The organism is Streptomyces sp. 5-10 (genome assembly GCF_014712245.1).
In the GTDB taxonomy this organism is placed as follows: Bacteria; Actinomycetota; Actinomycetes; order Streptomycetales; family Streptomycetaceae; genus Streptomyces; species Streptomyces violaceusniger.
This window is the reverse complement of sequence record NZ_JACVYG010000056.1, coordinates 10,186-34,547: the sequence shown is the minus strand read 5'-3', so window position 1 is coordinate 34,547 and position 24,362 is coordinate 10,186. Positions and strand designations below refer to the sequence as shown.

General features: G+C 73.1%; 19 protein-coding genes. 12 read left to right on the top strand and 7 right to left on the bottom strand.

The annotated features are described in order from the left end of the window. The first annotated feature begins 36 nt into the window (after nucleotides 1–36). The 12 genes from IEJ02_RS39545 (at nucleotide 37) to IEJ02_RS39490 (ending at nucleotide 7,935) form a co-directional block, all read left to right on the top strand. Nucleotides 37–705: a hypothetical protein gene (locus tag IEJ02_RS39545; RefSeq protein ID WP_223865205.1), complete on the top strand. Its 669-nt coding sequence runs from the start codon at nucleotides 37–39 to the stop codon at nucleotides 703–705. Beyond that, nucleotides 702–899 (top strand): helix-turn-helix domain-containing protein, encoded by a 198-nt coding sequence (locus tag IEJ02_RS39540; protein ID WP_037953897.1) that lies wholly within the window; start codon nucleotides 702–704, stop codon nucleotides 897–899. The genes IEJ02_RS39545 and IEJ02_RS39540 overlap by 4 nt, the downstream gene beginning before the upstream one ends. Before the next feature lie 164 nt (nucleotides 900–1,063). After that, entirely contained in the window at nucleotides 1,064–1,471 is a 408-nt protein-coding gene (locus IEJ02_RS39535) for a hypothetical protein (RefSeq protein WP_137976390.1), read from the top strand. Between the two features lie 54 nt (nucleotides 1,472–1,525). Then, nucleotides 1,526–2,101 carry a phage tail tube protein gene (locus tag IEJ02_RS39530; protein ID WP_137976391.1) on the top strand — a complete coding sequence of 192 codons (576 nt, stop codon included), beginning with the start codon at nucleotides 1,526–1,528 and terminating at the stop codon, nucleotides 2,099–2,101. Nucleotides 2,102–2,140: 39 nt separating this feature from the next. Continuing rightward, nucleotides 2,141–2,431, top strand: a complete 291-nt coding sequence (locus IEJ02_RS39525) for a hypothetical protein (RefSeq protein WP_137976392.1) — start codon at nucleotides 2,141–2,143, stop codon at nucleotides 2,429–2,431. Between the two features lie 14 nt (nucleotides 2,432–2,445). Next, nucleotides 2,446–2,835: a hypothetical protein gene (locus tag IEJ02_RS39520; RefSeq protein WP_191069204.1), complete on the top strand. Its 390-nt coding sequence runs from the start codon at nucleotides 2,446–2,448 to the stop codon at nucleotides 2,833–2,835. Nucleotides 2,836–2,850: 15 nt separating this feature from the next. Continuing rightward, on the top strand, nucleotides 2,851–3,459 hold the full coding sequence (locus IEJ02_RS39515; protein WP_191069203.1) for a hypothetical protein: 609 nt from the start codon (nucleotides 2,851–2,853) through the stop codon (nucleotides 3,457–3,459). Between the two features lie 14 nt (nucleotides 3,460–3,473). Beyond that, on the top strand, nucleotides 3,474–4,631 hold the full coding sequence (locus tag IEJ02_RS39510) for a phage tail family protein (RefSeq protein ID WP_191069202.1): 1,158 nt from the start codon (nucleotides 3,474–3,476) through the stop codon (nucleotides 4,629–4,631). Nucleotide 4,632: 1 nt separating this feature from the next. Next, nucleotides 4,633–5,544: a phage distal tail protein gene (locus IEJ02_RS39505; RefSeq protein WP_191069201.1), complete on the top strand. Its 912-nt coding sequence runs from the start codon at nucleotides 4,633–4,635 to the stop codon at nucleotides 5,542–5,544. A 58-nt stretch (nucleotides 5,545–5,602) separates the two neighbouring features. Then, entirely contained in the window at nucleotides 5,603–6,643 is a 1,041-nt protein-coding gene (locus tag IEJ02_RS39500) for a hypothetical protein (protein ID WP_191069200.1), read from the top strand. Between the two features lie 6 nt (nucleotides 6,644–6,649). After that, nucleotides 6,650–7,738 carry a hypothetical protein gene (locus IEJ02_RS39495; protein ID WP_191069199.1) on the top strand — a complete coding sequence of 363 codons (1,089 nt, stop codon included), beginning with the start codon at nucleotides 6,650–6,652 and terminating at the stop codon, nucleotides 7,736–7,738. Then, nucleotides 7,738–7,935 carry a hypothetical protein gene (locus IEJ02_RS39490; RefSeq protein ID WP_191069198.1) on the top strand — a complete coding sequence of 66 codons (198 nt, stop codon included), beginning with the start codon at nucleotides 7,738–7,740 and terminating at the stop codon, nucleotides 7,933–7,935. The genes IEJ02_RS39495 and IEJ02_RS39490 overlap by 1 nt, the downstream gene beginning before the upstream one ends. 22 nt (nucleotides 7,936–7,957) lie before the next feature. On the opposite strand, the gene IEJ02_RS39485 is transcribed toward IEJ02_RS39490, so the two are convergent. Genes IEJ02_RS39485 through IEJ02_RS39455 form a run of 7 tightly spaced genes read right to left on the bottom strand, consistent with a single transcriptional unit; the run spans nucleotide 7,958 to nucleotide 24,063 of the window. Further along, nucleotides 7,958–8,317 (bottom strand): TIGR03943 family putative permease subunit, encoded by a 360-nt coding sequence (locus IEJ02_RS39485; RefSeq protein ID WP_370467193.1) that lies wholly within the window; start codon nucleotides 8,315–8,317, stop codon nucleotides 7,958–7,960. A gap of 42 nt (nucleotides 8,318–8,359) precedes the next feature. After that, nucleotides 8,360–9,481, bottom strand: a complete 1,122-nt coding sequence (locus IEJ02_RS39480; RefSeq protein WP_191069197.1) for a class I SAM-dependent methyltransferase — start codon at nucleotides 9,479–9,481, stop codon at nucleotides 8,360–8,362. After that, complete coding sequence (locus IEJ02_RS39475) at nucleotides 9,478–10,830, bottom strand: glycosyltransferase (protein WP_191069196.1); 1,353 nt, start codon at nucleotides 10,828–10,830, stop codon at nucleotides 9,478–9,480. The genes IEJ02_RS39480 and IEJ02_RS39475 overlap by 4 nt, the downstream gene beginning before the upstream one ends. Further along, on the bottom strand, nucleotides 10,830–11,726 hold the full coding sequence (locus IEJ02_RS39470) for an alpha/beta fold hydrolase (protein ID WP_370467192.1): 897 nt from the start codon (nucleotides 11,724–11,726) through the stop codon (nucleotides 10,830–10,832). The genes IEJ02_RS39475 and IEJ02_RS39470 overlap by 1 nt, the downstream gene beginning before the upstream one ends. A gap of 3 nt (nucleotides 11,727–11,729) precedes the next feature. Next, nucleotides 11,730–12,104, bottom strand: a complete 375-nt coding sequence (locus IEJ02_RS39465) for an acyl carrier protein (protein ID WP_370467191.1) — start codon at nucleotides 12,102–12,104, stop codon at nucleotides 11,730–11,732. Next, nucleotides 12,101–16,681 (bottom strand): type I polyketide synthase, encoded by a 4,581-nt coding sequence (locus IEJ02_RS39460; protein WP_191069195.1) that lies wholly within the window; start codon nucleotides 16,679–16,681, stop codon nucleotides 12,101–12,103. The genes IEJ02_RS39465 and IEJ02_RS39460 overlap by 4 nt, the downstream gene beginning before the upstream one ends. Further along, nucleotides 16,678–24,063, bottom strand: coding sequence for a type I polyketide synthase (locus IEJ02_RS39455; protein WP_191069194.1), 7,386 nt, complete (start codon nucleotides 24,061–24,063; stop codon nucleotides 16,678–16,680). The genes IEJ02_RS39460 and IEJ02_RS39455 overlap by 4 nt, the downstream gene beginning before the upstream one ends. Between the last annotated feature and the right edge of the window lie 299 nt (nucleotides 24,064–24,362).

Genomic DNA, 24,362 nt, shown 5'->3' with positions numbered 1-24,362 from the left:
TAGGAAGCGAGGAAGCAGACGACCTGGGGGGTTCTGTTGAGCAATGACGCACTTGCGCATCCCGACCGCATCAGGGCGAGTCACTGGATCACCGTCCTGGTACGGCAATTCCCCGAGCTCCAGGCGGAGTTGACCCCCTCCCCGCACCGCCCCGGCCTCGGCCGGCAGCGGGGAGGCACCGACCGCCGCGGGCCCTTGGAACCGCTGCGCCTGAGGGTCTCCGACACCGTACGCGACATCACCGACGGCGTCGTGGAGCTGGAGGAGGCCGTGCACGACCGGCTCGGGCTGCCGCCCGCGAGCAGGGGAACGGTCGAGGTCAGACTGGCCCGTCTCGCGGGGCTGCTGGAACGGGTCGAGGCCGACCCGGTGCTGATGCGCCATCTGCTGGACGAGGTCAGCGGAATGGCGCGGCGCTGCGCGGGCGTGCTCGGGGACGCCGAGCCCGTGGTCCGGCTGCGCGGCCGGTGCCCGCTGTGCGCTTCGGTCTCGCTGCGGGCCTTTCCGCTGCGCCGGGCGGTGCTGTGCATCAACCCCGGCTGCCGCTGCCCGCACACCGCGTGCGGCTGCCACGCGGACCGGGCACACCGGCACTCCTGGCCGGAGGGCGAGTGGGCGGAGCTGGCGGCCGGCGGCGCGCTCGCCCTGGAGCAGATCACCGCAGCCCTGGACGGAGGTTCCCCCGTCGTGGCGGTGAGCCGATGAGGACCACGCAGGCGCCCGAGTATCCGCTGCTGACCGCCGCCGTGGCCGCCGTGGAGGTGGGGGTCACCCCCGCCACCATCCGCAAGTGGGTGCAGCTGAAGCATCTGCGGCCCGCGGGGCGGCAGGGCAAGGCGTTCCTCTATCGGCTGGAGGATGTGTTCGCGGCCGAGCGGGCCACACGACGACGTACGTGACCTGCGGGGCCCATGGTCATCTAGGCATAAGTGACGACAAGTGGTTGTCAATGGGCATCCAGTGCATCACACTTGGTGCCAGCGGCGGAGCTGTGCCCCTGAAGGGGCCACGGCCCCGCCGCTTTTCGCTGTGCGCAGCCCTGACCACAGCAAGGAGTGCGCGCATGACCGAGCCCTTGGTGATCTTTCCCGACGTCGAACGCCTCGTCGTCGAGCATCTGAAGAACCGCCCCGAGCTGACCGGGGTACTCGTGGACAACCGGACCCCGCCGGACTTCGACGGGACCCAGAAGGCCGTACTGGTCTCCCGGGCCGGCGGCGTCTGGGTGGAGGACATCCACCTGGACCAGCCGCTGGTCGACCTCGAGGTGTACGGCCCGGACAAACCCACGGCCCACACCGTCGCCACGGCCGCCCGTACGGCGCTGTTCACGGTGCGCGGCACCACGTTCGGCACCGCCTGTGTCACCGATGTCTCCGAGGTGGACGGCCCCCGGTGGCTGCCCGACTACCTGCACGCCGCGGCCAGCCGCTACCTGTCCACGGTCCGGCTCTCCATCCGCCCGGCGTAGGCCACGTCACCGCCGACCGCTCGCCCTCATCACCACGCCACAAGGAGCAATCGCATGCCCGGAATGAACCCCAATGAGATCCGTGTCGCGGGGACCGGCCGCATCCTGACCGCCCCGCTCGGCACCACCGTCCCGCCCGATGTCTCCACGGCGTGGGCGGCGGGCTGGAAGGACCTCGGGTACACCACCACCGACGGCATCAAGTTCAACAAGAAGGACAAGATCGACCCGGTGGACACCTGGCAGTCGGTCAGCCCGGCCCGCTTCGTCTACTCCGACCGCGACCTCACCGTGAAGTTCCAGCTGCTCCAGCTGAACGAGGACACCCTGCCGTTCTTCTTCGGCGGCGACGCGGTGGCGGAGACGGCGGCCGGTTCGAAGGTGTACCGCTACGAACTCGCCGCCGAGCCGAAGAAGGACGAGCGGATGCTGGGCGTGGAGTTCGCCGACGGCGATGTCATCAAGTACCGGTTCGTGCTCCGCCGTGGCCAGGTCACCGAGACCGAGGAACTCCAGCTCACCCGCACGGCCGCGGTCCGGCTCGGGGTCACCTTCACGGCGCTGGCCGTGGACAACGACACCCCGCTGGCCACCTGGCTGATGAACGACCCGGCGTTCGCCGGATCCTGATCCCCTCCCCCGCCACGTCGATCGCGAAGGAGCCGCGCCATGGCCGCGTTCAACGTCAACGCCGCCCGCGCCCAGCGCCTGGAGGCGCTGGGCCTGACCTGGGACTTCGAGGTGGACGGGGAGACGTTCTCCCTGCCCACCGAGATCCCCCGCCGCTCGGCGCACGCGCTGGCCGAGCTGAAGGACAACGACCTGGACGGGCTGCTCGCCCTCCTCATGGGCGAGCAGAGCTACCAGCGGCTGTGCGAACACGAGGTGAGCGTGCAGGACATCGCCGCCATACTCGAGGCGTACGGCCAGGACACCGGGCTCGGCGTGGGGGAAGGCTGAGCCTCGGCGCGCTCGTGGAGGAGCACGCCGAGGCGCTGGAGGCCGATCTGCTGCGGTACTACGGCGTCGACCTGCTCGACTGGCACCGCGAGGCGCTGTCCTCGCGGCGCCTGGCGGTCCTGGTGCGCCACCTTCCGCCGGACTCGGCGTTCGTACGGGCGCGGGAGGGCGAGGCCGCGGAGTGGGGGCTGACGGACCACCTGCTGGCGGCGGTCGTGGACCACTTGGCGATCGCCAACTGGATGTTCGCGTCGGCCAACCGCGACGAGTACGCGGACCCGCCGGAGGCGCCGGTGCCGGTACCCCGCCCAGGGGCAACCGATATGTCCGACGGCCCGCCCGCCGACCCAGCCACCGCCGGCCACGCGCCGACGGCGGCGGAGTTGGCGCGGTTCTTCGGGTGACCTGTTGGAGGGATGATGGCGGACATCGTGCGGGACCTGCTCGGTACGGTGCAGGACCTGCGACAGACACTGGACAAGAAGCTCAAGGAGTGGAACGTCGAGCACGCCTGGGTGAAACAGGCGATCACCGGCTTGAACTCGGAGGCCAACGCCCTGAAGGCGGAGGTCACCGGTATCACTGGGGCCGCCAAGTGGGGCTCAGCCGAAGTCACCGGTGCCTCCGCCGGATTCAAACTGTTCAACTTCGAGAAGACGCTGTTCGACGTGCAGGAAATGCGCGACAAGGCGAAGGGTCTGGATGCCGAATCCCTCAAGAGCAGCATCCAGGCCGTCCGTCAGATCGCCGAAAAGGCCGAGGCCGCCGAGTCCGTCAAGAGCAGCATCAGAGCCGTCCGTGAGATCGCCGAAAAGGCCGAGCGGGACAGCCAGCAAGCCCTGCGAAGGGGCAAGGACGCACTACAGAAGGCGGAGGCCGCCCACCGGCGGCAGCGCACGGCCGCGAGCAACGCCCGCGGCCCCATGCCACCCAGCCGGGTGTCGAACGTGCAGGACATCAATGAGGCGAGCCGGGCCATCAACGAGCTGGAGCGACGCCTGAGCGGTCTCGTCAGGGCTCTCGGCTGAGGAGGAGGCCGTCCATGTCATTGGTGCAAGCGCTCAACCGATCCGTCTCCGGCTTCCGCGGCCTGCGCAGCACCGTAGGCCAGACCGATACCAGCGTCTCCAAGTTCGCCCGTACCGCGACGCAGGCGGGCTCCGCTGTGGGCCGCGTCAAGGGCGACATCGACAAATCGGCCAACTCCATGCGCACCCTGCAGCGAGAGGCCAACGCCGCCGAACGCAGCGTGGCCAAGAGCGGCCGTTCCATGACCACCGCGGGGCGTAGCGCGGCGACCGGGGGCGGGCTGATGGGGCGGATGAGGACGGGGCTGCAGGGGGTGACCACGGCCCAGAAGGGCCTGAACACCGCCATGAAGTCGAACGTCTTCGGGGCCATCATGGCGCTGCTGATGCCGCTGATCATGAAGCTCGTCGACATGGCGATGCAGTCCAAGACGGTCCAGCGCATCGTCCAGGCCGCCTTCAGGATCATCGGCCAGGTCATCGGCACCACGATGCGCGTGGCGAAACAAGTGGTGCAGACGACCTGGAACGGCATCAAGACGGCGTTCACGGTCGTGCTGAAGGTCATCTGGACCGTGGTGAAGACCTACTTCACCATCTACAAGACCATCATCACCACGGTCATCCACGCCATCATGGCCGTGGTCCGGCCCCTGCTGTCCTTCTTCTCGGAGCGGATCCCGGGCGCCTTCCGCTCCGCCCGTAACGGCATCCAGCGCGCCTTCAACGGGCTGGCGGACATCGTCCGGGGTGCGTTCAGCGCCGTGCTCGGGGCCGTGCGCGGGCCGCTCAACGGGGTGATCGGGCTGGTCAACCGGGCGATCGGGGCGCTGAACCGGGTCAAGGTCTCGGTGCCCTCATGGGTGCCGGGGATCGGCGGCCAGTCGTTCGGGGTGAACATCCCCACCATCCCCACGCTCGCCCAGGGCGGCATCGTGCTGCCCCGTCCCGGCGGCACGCTCGCGCTGCTCGCCGAGGGCGGCCAGGCCGAGGCGGTGCTGCCGCTGAACCGGCTGAGCACCCTGCTCGCCCGCACCGGGCCCACGCCGGCCCTGGCGGGATCCGGCAGGCCGGGCGGCGGATTCGTCATCGAGCACTACCACGAAGCCCCGGGCGCCAGCGCCCGGCAGACCGCCGAGGATCTGATGTTCCTGATGAAGGCGAGGGGGTGACATGACGGACGAGACCACCGCCACCGAGCCGGGGCCGCTGATCACAACCGACGGGCAGGTGCAGTGGGCCGGGCTTCTCATGGGCCCCGGCACCGACTACTGGATCGCCGCCGAAGGGCTCACCGGCTGGGAGGAGTTGCCCGCCCTGGACACCTCCGACGCGGACCGCCCGGTGGGGCACGGCGGCTGGCCGGGTTCGCAGTGGGCGCAGGCCCGTACGGTCACCGCGCAGGTGTGGTTCGCACCCGATCCGGACGCCGGGCCGGAAGGCCTGCGCGACGCGCTGCGCGCCCTGCGCGCCGCCACCGCCGTACGCGACGAGGAGGAGTGGCTGGCCGTGCGCCTGCACGGCGAGACGCTGGCCGTACGGGCCCGGGTCACCCAGCGCGTGGTCCCCACCGACCGGCAGTTCGCCGCGAGCCGCCTGGCGAAGATGACGCTGCAGTGGAAGGCGAGCGATCCACGCCGTTACGAGGCGGTGGGGCGGCGGGAGACCGTCGGTCTCCCCCGGCCCGAGCCCGGGCTGTCCTGGCCACTCGGCTGGCCGCTGACCTGGGGCACTCCGGAGTCCACCGGCGATCTGAACGTGGAGAACACCGGCAGCGCCCCCGCCCACCCCGTGATCACCTTCACCGGTCCGTGTACCACGCCACGGCTGGCCAACCGCACCACCGGCGACTGGCTGGAGTACGCCATCACCCTGGCCTCCGACGACCGGCTCGTCGTGGACACCGCCGAAGGCACCGTGGTGTTCAACGACACCGCCTCCCGCCGGCACACCGCGACACCGGGCAGCGCCCCCGAGGAGTCGTTCACCCTGCCACCCGGCACCTCTCAGCTGTCGTTCCGGGCCGAGTCCGCGTCCGATGGGACGGCGGACGTCACCGTCGCCTGGCGCGGCGCCGAGTGGTGACCGGCTGAACCGCCCACCGGCCCGAATTCGACCTCTTCCCGTATCCAGGAGCCGTTTCATGACCGTTCGTTCCGCCTGGCATCTGCCCAATGGACAGACCCGTGAGGACACCCGGCTGGCCGTCGGCCTCGGCATGGCGTCCGCCGGACCGCTGCTGACCCGGGCGGGGTGTGTGTTCGGCGGGCTGCGCCTCACCGGCACCGCCGCCACCAGCATGCAGGCCAAGCTCTCCCCCGGCCAGGTGTGGATACCCGGCACCTCCACCGGGGCGCAGGGCGGCTATCCCGTGACCGTGGACACCGACACCCTGCTGACCTTCGCCGACGGCCACGCCAGTCTGCCGCGGGTGGACGCGGTCGTCGTACGGGTCTACGACACCGATTACGACGGCTCGGGCCGGTACGGTGCGGCGCTGGAGGTCCTCCAGGGGACGGCGGCGAGCTCGCCCACCGCCCCGGCCGTGCCCAAGAACGCCGAACTCCTCTACGAGGTCGCCGTTCCCGCCGGGACCTCCGCCGCCAAGGGCATCACCTGGGCCTCCGCCATCACCGACCGCCGTCGCTACACGGCCGCGCTGGGTGGCATCGTCCCCACGGCGGGCGGCGCGCCGCACAACGGGGCGTACGCCGGGCAGTACCGCGACGTGGACGGCCGACTGGAGCGCTGGGACGGCGCCCAGTGGGCGAAGCTCATTCCCGACGCCGTGCTCCGGCACACCGCGGACTGGGGTGCCACCACCTCCGCCACCTACCAGGAGATGCTCACCGACACCGTCGCCACGCTCACCGCCACCTTCACCGCCCCGGCTTCCCGCTGGGTGTCCCTCACCTTCGGCGCCTTCACGGCCGCCGACGGAGGCGCCATCGCCTACATCTCGTTCCGGCTCAGGACACAGAGCGGCACCGAGGTGCTCGCTCCGTCCGACGACCGCGCGGCGATCCTCGACGGTGCCGGACGGGCCTCCATCTCCACGTGCTTCCCGGTGGGGAGCCTCACCCCAGGCGCCGTCTACACGGCGACCGCCGCGTACCGCTCCTCGATCGCGGGGACGCGGGTGCACTTCGACAACCGCTTCGTCCGCGTGGACCCGGTGGCGTGAGGCGCCGTGGACGCCCGCTACCGCGCCGTCTTCACCGATCTGCGCACCGACCAGGCCATCGACGTACTGCCCCTGCGGGAGGTGGAGTACGACGACTACCTCGGCAAGCCCGGTTCGCTCACCGCGACCATTCCGGTGCCCGACGCCCGGATGGCCCGGCGGATCCGGGAGCTGGTGGAGGGGCGCACCGCCGTCTATCTGGAGCGGGGGGACGAGGTCTGCTGGGGTGGCATCGTCTGGACGCTGACTCCGGCCACGGACGACCGGGGCCTGACCACGGTCGGGCTCCAGGCGGCCACCTTCGACTCCTACGCGGGCCGTCGCTACATCCGCGCGAACCTGAGCTTCACCGCGCTCGACCATCTGGAGATCGTCCGCCGGCTGTGGGACTACATGCAGGGGTCCGAGGGCGGCCACATCGGCGTGGAGTACGAGCCGACGGCCCCCACCGCGACCCGTACGGTGGCCTACAGCGACGGTGACGAGACCCTGGTGGAGGAGGCCATCGGGCAACTCGCGGCGATGGAGCCGGGTTTCGAGCACCGGATCGCGGTGTACCGGGACCCGGTGACCGGGCGGCGGGTGAAACTGCTCCAGCTGGGCTCTCCGACGATCCGGGTGGGCAGCCAGCCGGTGATGCTGGACCTGCCGGGCGATGTGCTGTCGTACTCCTTCCCCCGCGATGCCACGCGCGGCGGGACGACCGCGCGGGCCAGGGGCGGCACCCCGGAGGGCGGGGCGGGTGGCCCGGTGATGTCCGGGGAACAGGTGGCCGGGGACCTCCTCGCGGCCGGGTTCCCCCGCCTGGACACCTCGTCCGACCACAGCAATGTCACCGACAAGGCGACGCTCGACGCGTTCGCCCGGTCCGAACTCGCCGCCCTGCGCGGCACGGTGGTCATCCCCTCGGTGCGGATCCGCCTCGGCTCGGGCACCACGCCCGCGCTGCTCGGCGCGACCGTGCGGCTGCGCATCAAGGACGTGTGGTTCTCCGAGGGGCTGGACGCCCGCTACCGCGTCGTCGGCATCAAGGTCACCGCCCCGGAGCGGGGACGTCCGGAGACCGCCGACCTGTATCTGGAGGAGGCCGACTGATGGCGAACCTGCCCGAGGACATCGTGGACCGGATCAGGGCCCTGGAACGTCAGGTGCACCGGCTCACCACCTACGTCAACAGCAAGCCCGGCGGGATGCGGACGGCCCTGGCGGCCACCGAACCGCCACCGTCGCAGGCCCAGGAGACGTCCGGGGAGGAGCCGCCGCGGCCCGACGGCACGGCGACGGGCCCCTGACGTCCGGCCCCGCCGGGGTGGCTCAACCGCCGCCCGGGCCGGTCACCATGTCGTGGTAGGGGTCCTTGGGCGCGGGGACACGGCGGACGGCGGTGGCGTCCAGGGCGGGGCTCGCGCCCTCCGTGCCCACCTTTCCGGTGGGATGCCAGGTGCCGGTGACGGTCACCCAGGCGTCGGCGGGCGGCGCCGGGGCCCCGTGCACCCGCACCTTGCGCACCTGGGCGTCGGCGGCGCAGCAGCTGATGACGAGGCGGCTGACGTACCAGGTGCCGTGGCGCCCGGGGGTGACGAAGCGCGCGGCCGTGCGCAGCCCTCCGGGCGGACGTAACCCTCCGGGCGTGCGCGGCCCTCCGGCCCCCTCGGCCTCGACATCGCCGTGCATCACCCCTCCCCCCGGGCCCCGGAGCGGGACCCGGGGGCCACCTTAACGGGGGCCGGGACGGGCGGGGGCATCACACCGGGCCACCACCCGATAGGCGTTGGACATCTTGCCGAGCCCCGCCAGCGGTTTGAGCAGCACGCGGTCGAGGGTGGTCGCGACCACGAGGGCGGGCACGCCCGCCAGCAGGATCGCGCAGCGCAGCAGCCATCGGAGCCGGCCGGGCGGCCTGGCCAGGGAGGGGGCGTCATCGGGCGGGGCGATCGCGTTGAGCGCCAGCCAGACGGCGCCGAGCAGGTCGACGGTGTCCGACGGCCCGCGGTGCTGTTCGTCGGTCACGGTGAAGCCCAGTGCCGACAGTTCCTCGCGGAGGTTGGCCACCGGAACGAAGTGCAGATGCTGGGGCTGGAGCCAGGGGAGCCAGAACCGGCCGAGGAGCCGGCCGAACCAGCACTCCGGGTCGGGCACCTCGATCAGCAGATGGCCGCCGGGCCGCAGGGCCCGGCGGGCGGCGCGGAGTTCGGCGCGGGGGTCCGTGCTGTGTTCCAGGTAGTGGAACATGCTCACCACGTCGTAGCTCCCGGCCAGCCGCTCCTCGGCCAGCTCGGGGAAGCTGCCGCGGATGGCCCGGTCGATGCGGCCCGTACGCTCGGCCAGTTCGACACCGGCGGTGAAGTCCAGTCCGTCGAAGCGGGTGCCGGGGAAGACGGTACGGGCCACCTCGGGGAAGTGGCCGTGTCCGGTGCCGACATCGAGCCAGGTCTTCGGCGGCTCGGCGGAGAGCTCCTGGAACATTGCGCGCCGCCGGTACACCTTGTCCCGCCCGGAGAAGACGTTCCCGAGTTCGATCTCCCCCATCCCGTCGTAGAAGTCGCGGTAGTAGAACTCCAGGCCGTCGTCGTTCAGCCGTGGATTCTGGAAGACATGGCGGCAGTCCCGGCATCTGTCGAGCCGGAAGTGGCCGGGTTTGCTCTGGTACCGGTCCTTGGTGCGCAGCCGCCGCGCCAGCCGCGTGGAGCCGCACCACGGGCAGTCCGTGCGGCGGGGTTCGAAGAACCGCTCGGTGCCCCGCGCCAGATCGGCCTGGTAGCGGGGGCGCAGCGCGGCGACGGTCTCGGCGCGGGACGGCTTCTCCGGTGTGCGGGGTACGGCACTCTCGCGGCTCATCGGTCCCCTTCCGGGTTCGCGGTGGCGTGGGTGGCGGCGCTCGCGGTGGGACGGGTGGCGCCCGCTGTGGCAGGGGTGGCGGCGCTCGCGGGGGCGTGGGTGGCGCCCGTTGTGGCCAGCCGCTCCAGGTGGGCGGCGGCCGCGGTGGCGCCGCCCGCCGCGCGGAAGGACGCGCCCACGCGCTCGGCCGCGGCGCGGTAGCGCGGTTCGTGCAGTACGGCGTCGAGCGCCTCGCCGATGGCAGCCGCCCGCGCCCTGCCGAAGCGCACCCGGATGCCCGCGCCCGCGTCCACCACCTGGGCGGCCACCACCGGCTGGTCGTCCCGGATGGGCGCCACGACGAGCGGTACGCCGTGCCAGAGGGTTTCGCAGACCGTGTTGTGACCGGCGTGGCACACGACCGCGTTCACCCGTCGCAGCAGGGGGAGTTGGGGGACGTAGCGGCACACCAGGACGTCGTTGCCGTCCGGGGTCGCGGGCCTGCTCCGGGTGGCCCGGGCGGCCCGAGCGAGTACGTCGTCGGGGTCGACGACGACCGTCTGGAGGCGGCCGGCCCGGGCCCGTACGGCCTCCAGGCACTCGGTGAGGAAGCGCGCCCCGGCGTCGGTGTTCGCGGTGCCGAGCGTGATGAGGACCGCGGGGCGCGCGGGGTCCAGCCACTCCCAGGGGAAGTCCGTCGTGGCCGGTCGCTCGGCGATCGACGGCCCCACATAGTGGATGCGGTCGCCCGCCCGGGCCGGTCGTCCGGCCAGTTCCTCGGTGGTGAAGGCGAGGACGAGATCCGGTGCGAACCGGGGGTCGGCCGTGCCCTCCGGGTCGCCGATCCGGCCCCGCACCTCGTGCAACAGCCCATCCAGCCAGGCGTCGATCTTGGGCATCCCGTCCAGCGCGCCGGTGAACTCCGCCGAGGTGGTGGCGGATGTGGCCCAGCGCACCCCCAGCCGTTCGGCCACCAACGCGCCCGCCACGGTCTGCTGGTCGGCGATCACCACATCGGGGCGGAACGCCTCGATGGCCTTGGCCACGCCCGGAGCCATGGCCTCGGCGAGCGGCACCAGGAACCGCTCCCACAGGAACTTCAGCGCCGCCGGACCGCGTACGTCCGGTGGCCGGCCCGCCCCGCCCTCGCCGAGCACCGGCCCGGCGCAGCGGTAGACCGTCGTCCCCCGCCCGGTCAGCCGCTCGACGACCTCGGGCATCCCGGCCCAGGCCACTCGGTGCCCCCGGGCGGTGAGTTCGGCCGCGACGCCGACGGTGGGGTTGACGTGGCCGACGAGCGGCGGCACGACGAAGAGAAAGCGGCGGGGTGTGCGGGGTGAGGCTTCCGGATCCCTGCTCGGTTCACTCATCAGGCATCGGCCTCCAGGGGCGCCCCCGCCGCCGGGGCGCCGGTGGCCGCATGGCGCCCGTGTTCAGGTTCGCGCTCGTCGATCCAGGACAGCAGCAGTTCGCGGACGCGGGTGGGCGCCTCGGCGAGGACCGAGTGGCCCTGCCCCGGCAGGACGACGGTCCGGGTGCCGGGCAGCACCGCCTCCAACCACCGCTGCTGCCCCGCGAGTTCGGAATCGGCGCCGTAGACGGCCAGCACCGGGCAGCGCATCGCGCGGACCTGCTCCTCGCTCACCACCCGGCTCGCCGGTACGTCCTCGGCGATGGTGGTCGTACGGACCAGGCGGGCGGCCGACTTGGCGAGCCGCGCGGTGTGGGCGCCCCGGTGGGCGCTCACCCAGGCCAGCGACTCGGCCTCATGGACGACCAGCTCCTCCTCGACACGCCGCAGGATCCCACTGATCTCGGTCAGCCAGCTCTCGGTGGCGGGTTTCGCCTCGATCACCGCGATACCGGCCACCCGCTCCGGATGGCGCATGGCGTAGGCGAACGCCACCGTGCCGCCGAAGCAGTTGCCCACGAGATGGACCGGACCGGTGATGTCCAGCCGGTCGAGCAGCCGCGCCAGATCGGTGACGAAGGTGTCCAGCCGGTAGCCGGAGCCGGGGCGCTCGCTGCGGCCGTGTCCCCGCTGGTCGTACATCACCACCTCCAGTCCGGCGGCTGCGAGGTCCGGGGCCACCGTGAAGTACCAGCTGGCGAGGGAGTCGGTGAGCAGACCGTGGATGAGTACGGCGGTGGCGATGGGCGGACGGCCGTCGGGCGGGGACAGCCGCTGGACATGCAGTCGGACGCCGTCCGTCCCGGTATGCGGGCCGTCGTGGTCGGTGGCGTGTTCGGTGTCGATCATCGCCATGGGTCAGCGCTCCCGGGCGGCTCTGAGGCACCGGACGACATACTCGACGAGCTGCCCCACGGTGAGGTCGATGATCTCGTCGAGCTCGAGGTCGGCCACGAACTCGGCGAAGTTGACCTGTCTGCCGTACCGCGCCTCCAGGCTGCCGGCCAGCGTCACCAGGTCGATGCTCTCCAGCTCCAGATCCTCGGTGAAGCGGGTCTCCATGGTCACCTCGATATCGTCGAGGCCGTATTCGTCGAGCATCGTCCGGAGCATCCCGGATATCTCCGCGAGCACGGCCGGTGCGTCGGCCGGTGCGCTGACCGATGCCTCGGCCGGTGCCTCGGCCGGTGCGTCGGCGGCAGGTGACGGGGCGGTCTGATTGACGGTGGTCACTGATCGCTCTCCTCGTCCTGTTCAAGGTGGTCCGGGCCGGTCGTCCAGGCCACGGCGTAGTCCCGGTCCGGCAGTCCGGGTGGGTTGGCGATGGTGATGGTGTGGACTTCGTAGCGGCGCGGGGGCTGCCCGGGGACGGTGGCCGCCACGTCCACGATGAGCCGGGCCGGTGGCGCGTCGGGGTGGTCCGCACCGGGCCGTACCTCGGCGATGGTCAGGTCCCGTGGCCGGTCGCGGAGCCCGGTCCCCTCCGCCGTGGCGACCGCCTCCTTCGCGGCCCGGAAGGCGCTGGCCCAGCGGGCGTGTGATCCCCCGCTCCGGGACGTCACCGCCGCGAGGAGTTCCCGCTCCGGACGGGCGAGGGCGACGGCCACGTCATCGTGGTCGGCGACCTCTTCGAGGGCGATACCGGGGCCCGCGGCGCCGTTCGCGTGGCGCGGCACCACCAGGGCGACCCCGGTCTCGGCCCGGTGCGCCAGCGAGAGCGCCAGTTCGGGCAGGATCCGGCCGTGCACGCCGACGGCGTACGGGCGCCCCTGGGCGTCCTCGCGGATCCCGATCTCGGCGGGGAAGACCGGCCCTTCGCCCTGGTCCCAGAGCCACCGGCGCACGGCGTCCTTGGCCGCGATCCTGCCCAGCAGCCACTGTCTGCGGCCGCGTGGCGGCTGGCGTTCATAGGCGGTGCGCTCGTCGCTGCCCAGGTGGTTACGCATGATCAGGTCGCGGGAGGCCAGATCGGGCCAGCGCTCATGGAGCAGCACCCAGCCGCCCGGCTGGGGCCGGGACAGCGTGTTGCGCTGCGGGAAGCGCTCCACGGGCCGGGTTTCGGGGTGGTTGTCGAACCGGCGGTCCCGCCAGCCGGACAGCTCCGCCCACACCTCGCCGTCGATCAGCAGCTGTGCGTCGGCCTCGAGCGTGGTATCGGTCAGCGAGGTGATCCTGATCAGGCACTCCACCGGTGTGCCGGGGGCCGGATGCGGGCCGAAGAAGCGCATCAGACGCATGCCGACCGGGAACACCACGGTCCGTTCGGTGCGGGTCGCCATGATCCAGTAGCCGAGGAGCTGTCCGACGTTGTCCAGCAGGGCCCCGGGCGCGGGGGGTGTGGTGATCGTGCCGCGAATGTGCGATGCGCCGATCGCGCTGAGTTCGGTGAGCCCTTGGAAGGCCGGTCCGTGGAACATCCAGCGCTCGGTGTAGATGAGCCGTGCGGTGTGGTCGGGTGTGCGCTCGGTGGCGGGGTCGACGCTCCAGGGCGTGGGGCGGGTGCCGGGGTGGCGGGCGGCCACTTCCACGGTGGCGCGGGCGCTGCGGCCGAAGGCGACGGTGTGGTGAGTCGCCGAGGCGGGGGTCGCGGTGACCTGGACGGTGGTGGGTGGCGACGCCGTCACCCACTGGTCGAAGCGGGCGCCGTGTACGGCGACGGCCACGGGGTTGTTGCCCGCCGTGCGTTCCGCCGTGTCCATGAGGTGCTGGACGATCGTGGTGGCCGGGACCACGGGCCAGCGGTCCAACTCATCCGGCCAGTCGGGGCGTTGGGGGAAGAAGCAGTGGTCGCGGAGGTAGGGCATGGTCTCGGTGGAGACCTGTAGCTCATGGGTGTGCGGGGTCGGTGGGCGGCTTGCCGCGATGACCGCTGTCGCGGTGGCGGCGGTCTCGCTGAGCAGGGCGTCGAGTTCGGCAGCCCAAAGGGCGCGCGGGTGCGGGGACGCGCCCTGGGGTGTGCTCGCCGTTGCCGGGTGCGGGTGGGGTGGTGCCCACCCGTTCCGCCCGGGGGGCACCTCCCGGCGGTAGCCGGGGGAGGAACGCTTGCCCACCACCGTGCGCAGCTCGCTCAACCTCGCCGCGCCGAGCGAGATCAGCGAACCGCTCAGGTCCAGCCGCACCGCGGGAAGCGCTGGTTTCGCCCGCGAGGCTTCAGCCTCGCTCCGCAGCGCGGGATCCACCTCCACCCCCTCCGCCCACAGCGCCGTGGCCACCCGCCGAAGTTGGGACACCCCGTCCCGGTGGGGCGAGTTGGCGGCCACCACCAGGTGGTCACGCCCCTGCAGCGTGTCCCCGATGAGCGACCCCAACTGCCCCGTACCGACCTGGACGAACGCGCGGAACCCCGCCTCGTACAGGGCTTCCGTCAGCAGCCGGAAGCGCACCGGCTCCAGCAGATGGCGGATGAACAGTGCGCGCACCTCCGCCTCGGTCGCCGGATACGGTGCGGCGGTCGTCCCGGACCAGACGGGGGTCCTGGGTGGCAGGAGCAGCTCGAAGCGTTCCGTCACGGCTCGGATGGGATCGAGGTAGGGCGCCAGCATCGGGGTGTGGAAGCCGGACTGGAAGGGCAGGAGCTGCGCGATCACGCCCTCGGCGCGCATGGCCCGGACGAACTCCTCGACGTCGCCACGCGGCCCGCACACCATCGACTGGCTGGGCGCGTTGTCGTGCGAGAGCACGATCCGGCCGTCCGCCCGCTCGGTGAGCGCGTCGGACACCCGCCGCGCACCCGCGCCGAGGACGGCGAAGGCCAGGCCGGGCACCCGCAGCGCGTCCGGGTCGAAGGAGTCGAGGAAGGCGTCGACCTCCTGGCCCGCGTAGAGGCCCCCCACGACCAGCGCGGTCCACTCCCCCACGCTGTGCCCGGCCACCGCGTCCGGCACGACCCCCATCCGCCGCAGCGCCGCGTCCAGCAGCCGACCGACGCCGAACACACCGACGCCATGGCGACCGATGTCGCCCACGCGCGCCGCCTCGCCGAAGCGGTCCCCGGCGGGCCGGGAGAGCCCGAAGTACTCCGCGACACCGTCCACACGGGGGACGAACTCGGCTTCGAGACCGGGGAAGACGAAGGCGAGCTTCCCCCTCGGCGCCGCGCCCGCGCCGAGCAGTGGCGCGGACGTGAACCAGATGTCGTTACGGCCCCGCCACGGGCGGCCCTTGGCCACCATGCGCCGGGCGAGCGCGAGCCGTTTGGCGGTGGGGTCGACGATGCCCAGCCGGGTACGGGCGGTACGGGCGTCCCGCCCCGTCACCGTCGTCCGGACGGTCGTATCGTCCGCCGACAGCAGCTCGGCCAACCGCTCCGGGGTGTCCGCCGCCAGCGCCAGCACCCGCTCCGGTTCGATGACGAGGGTCGTGGCGCGCCGCGTCCCCGGCACCGGCGGGGGCTGCTCCAGCACCACATGGGCGTTGATCCCGCCGAAGCCGAAGGCGTTGACGGCGGCGCGCCGTACGTGAGCGTCCCAGGGCTCGGCCGCGTCGAGCACCGAGAAGCGGGTGGCCGCGAGCGCCGGGTGGGGGTCGTCGCAGTGCAGGGTGGGCAGCAGCCGGCCGTGGTGGACCGCGAGGGCGGCCTTCACCAGGCCCGCGACACCGGCGGCGGGCATGGTGTGGCCGATCATCGACTTCACCGAGCCGATGGCGGCCTTCTCCCCCGGCATGTCACCGGGGCCGAACACCTCGGCCAGCGTGGCGAGTTCGGCCGCGTCCCCGGCGGGCGTCGCAGTGCCGTGTGCCTCCAGCAGCCCGAGGGCGCCCGGCTCGCGCGGATCGAGGCCCGCGGCCCGCCACGCCTGCCGTACGGCGCGGGTCTGCCCGCCCGGGTCGGGGTTGACCAGGCCGGTGGCGCGGCCGTCGGAGGCCACGCCGGTGCCGCGGATCACCGCGTAGACGCGGTCGCCGTCGCGGAGTGCGTCGGCGAGCCGTTTGAGGACGACCACACCGGTGCCCTCGCCGATCAGCAGGCCGTCGGCCGCGCGGTGGAAGGGCCGGATGCGCTGGCTCGGCGACAGCGCGCGCAGCTGGGAGAAGACGCTCCACAGGGTGATGTCGTGGCAGTGGTGCACCCCGCCCGCGAGCATCACATCGCACCGGCCCGAGGCCAGCTCCCCCACCGCCTGGTCGACGGCGACGAGCGAGGAGGCGCAGGCCGCGTCCACGGTGTACGCGGGGCCGCGCAGATCGAGCCGGTTGGCGATGCGCGAGGCGGCGAGGTTGGGCACCAGGCCGATGGCCGCCTCGGGCCGGTCGGGGCCGAGCCGTTCGGTGAACGCCTCCCGTACCCGGTCGAGTTGGCCGGGCCCGAGGTCGGGCAGCAGCTCGCCGAGGGTCCGTACGAGCTGGTGGGCGGTGCGCACCCGCTGGTCGAGCCGGACCAGCCCGGGGGTGAGGTAGCCACCCCGGCCCAGCACCACGCCCACCCGCTGCCGGTCGGGCAGCCGGTCCTCGCCGCCCGCGTCGGCGATGGCCGCCGCCGCGACACCCAGGGCGATCAGCTGGTCGGGTTCGGTGCCGGACACCGAGTTCGGCATGATCCCGAACCGGGCGGCCTCGACCCGGGCGAACTCGTCGACGAACCCGCCCCGGCGGCAGTACACCCGGTCGGGCGCCCCCGGCGTGTCGCCACCGCCGTCCGGGGCGTAGAAACCGGCGTCCCACCGCCCGGCCGGGACCTCGCTGATCGCGTCCACGCCATCGACCAGGTTGCGCCAGTACGTGTCCAGGTCGGGCGAGCCGGGCAGCAGCACGGACATCCCGACGATGGCCACCGGCGGCTGCCGGTGCGGCTGCTCGTCCGTCACGCTCACCAGCCCGAGGCGGTGTAGACGACGGACCCCGTGGACTCCTCGCCCCAGGCCAGCTCGCGCAGCAGCGCCAGCGTGCCCTCCTCGGGGTCGATGAGCGAGATGCCGCGCCGGGCGTATTCGCGGCCGAGTTCGGGTGTGACCATCCCGCCGTGGGCTCCGGCCGGTGCCCAGGGACCCCAGTGCACGGTCAGCGCCCGGCGGCCGGTGCGATCCCGCCACCGCGCGCCGAGGGTTTCCAGCGCGTCGTTGGCCGCCGCGTAATCCACCTGGCCACGGTTGCCGAGGACGGCGGCGATACTGCCGAACAACACGGCGAACGCCGGGGGTTCGGGCAGTTCGGCCAGCGCGTCCAGCAGCGTCCGGGCCCCCTCCACCTTGGTGCCGTACACCCGCTGGAAGGACTCGGCGGACTTCTCCGCGATCAGCCGGTCCTCGATCACACCGGCCCCGTAGACCACACCGTCCAGCCGTCCGTGGTCGGCGTGGATCTGCTTCACCGCCTGGAGCACCGCCTCGGCGTCGCGGACATCCACCGAGCGATAGCGGACACGGGCGCCGAGCGCGGTCAACTCCTCGACGGTGGAGGCGACTTCGCGCCGCGCCAGGATCCGGGCGACCTCCCGCTGGATCTCGGCGGGCCCGAGCCCGCCACGGGCCGCGAGCGCCGCGCGCAGGGCGGTCTCGTCGCGGGCCCCGGCGGTGGCCGGATCCTCGGAGCCGACGGGCTCCGGCGTACGGGCGAGCAGCTCGATCCGGCAGCGGGCGGCGGACGCGAGGGTGGCGGCGAACCGCGCGGTGATGCCCCGCGCCCCACCGACCAGGACCACCACCGCGTCCCGATCCAGCCCGAGCGCGGCGGCCTCCGCAGCGCCGTCCCCGGCGGGCCCGGCCCCCGAACCGGCGAGCGCGCCCAACGGGGCCTCCACGAGGTCCAGCCGGTGACGCCGACCTTCCGCGGTGCGCAGAACGACGGGCGTACGGTCCGGGGCAAGCAGCTCATCGAGCAGCCCGTCGGCCAGGGCGTGGGCGGACATGGCCGCGCGGGCGGAGCCGGCCGCGCGAGTGGATCCGCCCGCGTCGGCGGACCCGGTCGCCTCGGCAGACCCGACCACATCGGCAGACCTGGCCACGTTGGCAGACCCGACCACATCAACGGACCCGACCACCTCAGCGGACCCGACCACCTCAGCGGACCCGACCACCTCAGCGGACCCGACCACGTCAACGGACCCGACCGCCTCGGCGGACGTGCCCACGTCAACGGACCCGGCCACATCGGCGGAGCCGACCGCGTCGGTCAGTCCGGTCGGCTCGGCGGGGAACTCCACCAGTCGGGTGACCGTGTCCGGGTACTCCCTGGCCACCGTGCGGAACACGCCACGCAGCCCCGCCGTGCGCGCGGCGAGCGGGTCGGTGCGGCGGAGCGCCAGCAGCCACTGCGGGGCGCGCCGCAGCGCCGACTGGAGGACCGTGAACGCCTCGGGCAGCACCGGCGCGCCGGAGGCCGCCAGCGGATCGAGCAGCAGCACACCGTCCACCCGGCCGTCGTCCTCGGTGAGCTGATGACCGGCGGGGAGGATGACGGCCTCGGCACCGCGCTCGCCGAGACGGGAGGCCACCGCCTCGGCCACCCCGTCGCCGTCCCCGCCGAGCAGGGCGAAGCGCCGACCGGTCAGGGCGGGCGGCGCGGCGGCGCCCTCGTCCGGTGCGCCGAGGGGCACGGGCACCAGCCGCATCCGCTTGGGCGCCACGCCGGGCACGGCCACAGGCATGGGCTCCGCCACCCGCACGGGCGCCGGCCTCGGTTCGTCGGGCGGCCCGGCGGTCGCGATGCCCGCGGGGGCGGGCGCGAGACGGGCGGTGAGCCAGTCGGTGACGGCGGCCGTGGTGCGGGCCTTGGCCAGCTCCTCCAGCTCCTCATCGCCCAGGGTGGCGGTGTCCGCGCCCGCGACACCGAGGCGCCGCGCCAACTCGCCCGCGATCTCGGCGCGTTTGATGGAGTCGATGCTGAGATCTGCCTCGAGGTCGAGGTCCGGTTCGATCATGTCGACCGGGTAGCCGGTGCGTTCGCTGATGATCTCGGAGACCGCACGCAGCACATCGGGCCCGGTGGCGGGCGCGGGCGGGGCAGGAGCCACGTCGGCGACCGGGGACGGTGCCTCCGGGGTCGGTGCCTCCGACGCGGTGGCCACCGGGACGAGTTCGGAGGGCAGGGCCGTGGCCGGGGCCACCGGGGACGGTGGCGCCGCGCGCCGTTCGCCCGGCGCGCCACCGAAGTACGTAAGGAGCACATCGCGCTGGGCGGCGATCATCTCCCGGCTGGTTCTCAGGAACTCCGAGATCAGGGCGTCTCTGTCGCCGTACTCGCCGCCCCCCGTCCTATCCGTCTGGCTCACCGTAGCCTCCATGACACGTCGGGCCGGTGCCAGCGCACCGGGCAGGAGCTCACCGTCCGTGGTGCGGATGAGGTGTCCGTCGACCGTCCAGCCGGGCCGCTTCGGTGGCGGGGCGGATCCCGCCGCCACCGCGTCCCGGCCGTGGAACAGCCAGGCCGTGCGCACCGGAACGCCCGCGACGGCCAGCCGGGCGAGGGTGTCGAGAAACCCACGCGGCCCGGCGGCGCCGGACCGCCGTCCCTCGCAGGCGAGGGCGAGATGCGGACGGCCATCGAGGATCTCCCCCACCAGCCGGGTGAGCACCGTCCCCGGACCGGCCTCCACGAAGATCCGTGCGCCCGCCTCGTACATGGCCTCGATCTGCGCCACGAAGCGGACCGGCGCGCCGATCTGGGCGGCGAGTTCGGCGCGGATGGCATCCGGTTCCGCGCCGTGCGGGGCAGCGGTGCGGTTCGCCCAGACGGGGAACTCGGCCGCCCGTACCGGATGTCGGGCCAGCGCCTCCGCGAATCGCGCACCGGCCCCGGCCACCAGCGGGCTGTGGAAGGCGCAGGCCACCGGGATCCGTTTGACCGAGTGCCCGGCCTCCCGCAGCAGCCGCACCGCCTCCTCGACGTCCCGCTGGGGCCCGGAGATCGCGGTCTGCCGTGGCGCGTTGTGGTTGGCGGCCACCACACGCCCGTCGAGCCCGGCCGCGCGCAGCACCGGCTCGATCTCGTCGGGGGCGGCGGTCACGGCCGCCATCGTGCCGGGCTCCTCCCCGTCGGCCTCGGCGGCGCCGAGGATGGCGGCCGCCCGCTCGGCGCTCAGCTGCGGCAGCGTACGGGGGTCGAGCGCGCCCGCGGCGCACAGCGCGACCAGCTCGCCGTAGCTGTGTCCGGCCGCCATGTCGGGCCGTACCCCGGCCGAGGTCAGCAGGGTGTACGCGGCGAGCCCGACGATGCCCAGTGCGGGCTGGGCCACCCGGGTGTCGGTGATCGCGGTGCGCCGCGCCGACTCCCCGGCCCCGTCGAAGGCGGCGGGGGGATACAGCGCGTCGGCGTAGTCGCGTCCGTGGCGCAGATGGCGCTGGAGCTCGGGGAAGGTGATGAAGGCGTCGGCGAACATCCCGGGTCGCTGGCTGCCCTGCCCGGGGAAGAGAAACGCGACCTTGCCGCGCCCCGCCCCGCCCTCGGCCTCCCCACTGTCCCCGTTCTGCTCGGCCTCCCCGCTCTCCTCCCTCTTCTCGGGCGCGTCCGGGGCCGTATACAGCCCATCCGGTCCGCGCGGGCCCTGGCCCGGCGGATCGCCCGCGAGCACCTGGCGTAATCGTGCGGCCAGGTCGTCCAGGTCCGAGGCCACGACGGCCACCCGGACCGGTTCCCGGCCGGCGTCGGCGCGCCGGGAGGCGGTCAGCGCCAGGTCGCGCAGCCGCCACGGCCGACCCGCCGCGTCATTGGCCATGAGCTGGTCGAGTGTCTCCTGGACCACCCGCAGCGCCGCCGCCCGGTCGGCTCCGCGGAAGAGGAACAGCTCGGCGGGCCAGGCGTCCAGCCCCTGCGCGGGTGGCGCCCCGCGGCCGTGTGCGGCGAGCACCACGTGGAAGTTGGTCCCGCCGAAGCCGAACGCGCTGACCCCGGCCACCCGCTCGGCCGGCGCGGCGGCCCATGGCCGGGCCCGGGTGTGGAAGGCGAAGGGGCTGCGGTCCGCGTCCCATGCCTCGTTGGGCCGGGTCAGATGCAGGGTCGGCGGTGTGATTCCCGTGTGCAGCGCCATCGCGGCCTTCACCAGCCCGGCGAGACCCGCGGCGCATTTGGTGTGCCCGATCTGCGACTTCACCGAGCCCAGCGCACACGCCCCGGGTTCGGCCCCGGCCTCGGTGAACACCTCGCCCAGGACGGTGAGTTCGGTGCGGTCGCCGACGGCCGTACCGGTGCCGTGCGCCTCGATCAGGCCGACGTCGGCGGGCGAGACGCGGGCATTGGCGTAGGCGCGCTCCAGCGCGGCCCGCTGGCCCTCGGGGCGCGGGGCGGTCAGCCCGAGCGAGCGGCCGTCGCTGGAGGAGCCGACGCCCTTGACGACGGCGTAGACGCGGTCGCCGTCCCGTTCGGCGTCGGCCAGCCGTTTGAGGACGACACACGCGACACCCTCGCCGAGCGCGATCCCGTCGGCCGAGCTGTCGAAGGTCCGGGAGCGGCCCGTCGGCGAGAGGGCGTGCACGGAGGAGAAGAGCACGTAGTCGTTGATGCCGTTGTGCAGGTCGGCGCCGCCGCACAGCACGAGGTCGCTGGTGCCCGCGGTCAGCTCCTTGCAGGCCACGTCCACGGCGGCCAGCGATGACGCGCAGGCCGCGTCCACGGTGTAGTTGGCGCCGCCGAGGTCGAGCCGGTTGGCGATCCGCCCGGAGATGACGTTGGCGAGCATGCCGGGGAAGGAGTCCTCGGTGAGCCGGGGCAGCTGGTCCGCCAGGGCCTGCGGCACCTCGTGGACGTAGGACGGCAGGACGGCGCGCAGCGTCTGGGCGTTGGACAGATCACTGCCCGCCTCGGCGCCGAACACCACGGAGGTGCGGGAGCGGTCGAAGGTCCGGCCGCCGTCACACGGGTCGCCGTATCCGGCGTCGTCCAGGGCCCGGCGGGCGGCCTCCAGGGCCAGCAGCTGTACGGGTTCGATGCTGCCGAGCGAGGCCGGGGGGATGCCGTAGCGCAGCGGGTCGAAGGGGATGGGGGGCAGAAAGCCGCCCCATTGGGAGGCGGAGGCGCCGTCCTTGCCGCCGGTGTAGTGGACTGCGGGATCCCAGCGCTCGGCGGGCACCTCGGTGACGGTGTCCACACCGCCCACCACATTGGCCCAGTACGAGGCGAGGTCGGGTGCCTGCGGAAACATGCACGCCATGCCGACGACGGCCACGTCCAGCGGCTCGGGTGCCTCGGCCGCTGCCGGGGCCGTGGCCACGCCCAGGTGCTCGCACACGGCCTCCGCGCGTGCGGTGAGGAAGTCGGCGGCGCCGGGGCCCACCGCATGGTGCAGTGTGGCGATCGTGGTGGTGGCCGAGCGCATCACGGCCACCTGCCCGGCCATGAACATCCCGCCGCTGAGCTGGCCTTCCTCGTCCACCGGGGTCAACGCGCCGTCGGGTCCGCGGTCCACGCCCTTGCTGGCGATCCTCAGCCGTCCCACGTTCAGCCGCTCCAGCCGCTCCCAGACCTCCCGGTCCGGCAGGCCCTCGTGGCGCAGCCGCTCCTTCACGGTGTCGAAGCTCTCGGTGAAGGGGCTGGGCACGCAGCGTGTGGCATGGCCGGGGGCGGTCTCCAGCAGCACGGTGTGCACGGCGGCCACCACCTGGCGCTGGAAGAGCGGCTGTACGGCGCCGTGTGCCACCGCCTCCTCGGTGAACAGGTACGCGGTGCCCATCAGCGATCCGACGGCGACGCCGCGCCGGGTGAGCGGGGCGGCGAGCGCGGCCACCATCGCGGCGGAGCGTTCGTCGTGCACTCCCCCGGCGAAGAAGATCTCGATGCCCCCGCCGTCGGTGCCATCGGTGCGGTCGAGGCCATCGGTCGCGTCGGCGCCGTCCGTACCCGCCGTGTGACGCGGGTGGTGTGCGGCCTCGTCGAGGAAGTCCTCGATGACGGCGATCTGGGCCTCCCACAGCGGGAAGCTGTTGCGCGGCCCCACGTGGCCGCCGCATTCGGAGCCCTCGAAGACGAACCGCCGGGCACCGGCCTGGAGGAACTGGCGCAGCAGCCCCGGCGAGGGCACGTGCAGATAGGTGGCGATGCCGTCCCGCTCCAGCGCCTTGGCCTGGGACGGCCGTCCGCCCGCGATGATCGCGTGGCTGGGACGGATCTCCCGTACGGCCTCGAGCTGGGCGTTCCTGATCTCCTCGGGTGCGAAGCCGAGGACACCGACGCCCCAGGGGCGTCCCTCCAGCGCCGCCGCGGCCTCCTCCAGCATGGTGCGCGCCTGCTCGCGTCCGGCCAGGGCGAGCGCGATGAACGGCAGCGCTCCCCCGGCGGCGACGGCGGAGGCGAACGCGCCCTGGTCGCTGACCCGGGTCATCGGGCCCTGTGCGAGCGGCAGCCGGGTGCCGAGGCGGGTGCTCAGCGGGGCGCCGGGGCGCAGCGCCGATACGATGGCGGAGCCGGTCCGTACGGCCTCGTGTGCGGCCTCCCGGACGGCGTCCGCGATGCCCCGGACCGTCCGGCCGGCGTCCCGCCACCGCTCGGCGAACCGCGCGGCCAGGAAGCCCTCCTGACCAACCGTCAGGTCTGGCCCGATGTGCGGGGCGCGCCCCCGGCGCCGCAGGATCCGGTGTCCGTCGAGGACGGTGGTCTCGGAGCCGTCCATGGAGCGGATGGCCGCGGCACGGTCCTCCGGGAGCCGGGATTCGGCGAGCAGGGCCAGCTGGGTGTCGAGGACGACCCCGGCCGCGCCGCCGAGCACGGACGCGGCGGCGGTACGCGGGCCGATGCCGCCGCAGGCCCACACCGGTATGGGCACCCGGGGGTCGGCGAGGAGCCGCTGGAGCAGGACGAAGGTGCCCAGCGGACCGATGCGGCCGCCGCTCTCGCTCCCCCGGGCGATCAGCCCGTGCGCACCGGCGCGGATGGCATCGAGGGCCCCGTCAAGGTCTGTCACCTCGACCAGCACGCGGCAGCGGTCGGCAACGGCCTCCACCGGCCAGGGCGAGTCCGCGCCGAGCACCACCGCATGCGGACCGGGCGCGTCACCGTGCGAGCCGCCCGTGGGGGTGCCGGTGGACCGGGCGTCCAGTAGGTCCGCGGGGGTGAGGCGGCAACCCGCCGCGACCCGCACGCCGTACCGGCCACCGGCCGCCCACTCGCGGATGTCCTCCCACGCCTGGAGGGCTTCGCGGCCCGCCGTTCCCAGGTCGAGGACGCCGAGACCGCCCGCGCGGCCGACCGCCGCGGCGAGTCTCGCGTCCGGTTCCCCGAACGGAGTGATGCCGATGACAAGATCGCCTGCGTCCACGGCGGTTGACATGTTTTCTCCAAAAAAATCGCTAGCGCGGCAGGAAATGGAGATAATTCGGGCAACTCACGTCGAACATATGGCGTGGCAATCTCACGAAACGGCGCCGACTGAAATTAGCCACGTCATTACTGAAGAGTCAACAAGCAGTCGTTCACGCTCTCGCCGCGACGGGCTGAATCTCGCCAGACGCGAGGACACGGGCCGCGCCGCCACCTTCTCTCCCCCTGTTAAACATTCATATATTTCATGTGAACGAGATCGTTTTCGAAGGTAGGCCAGGACGCATGAGCCAACCTTGAATGCGCCTT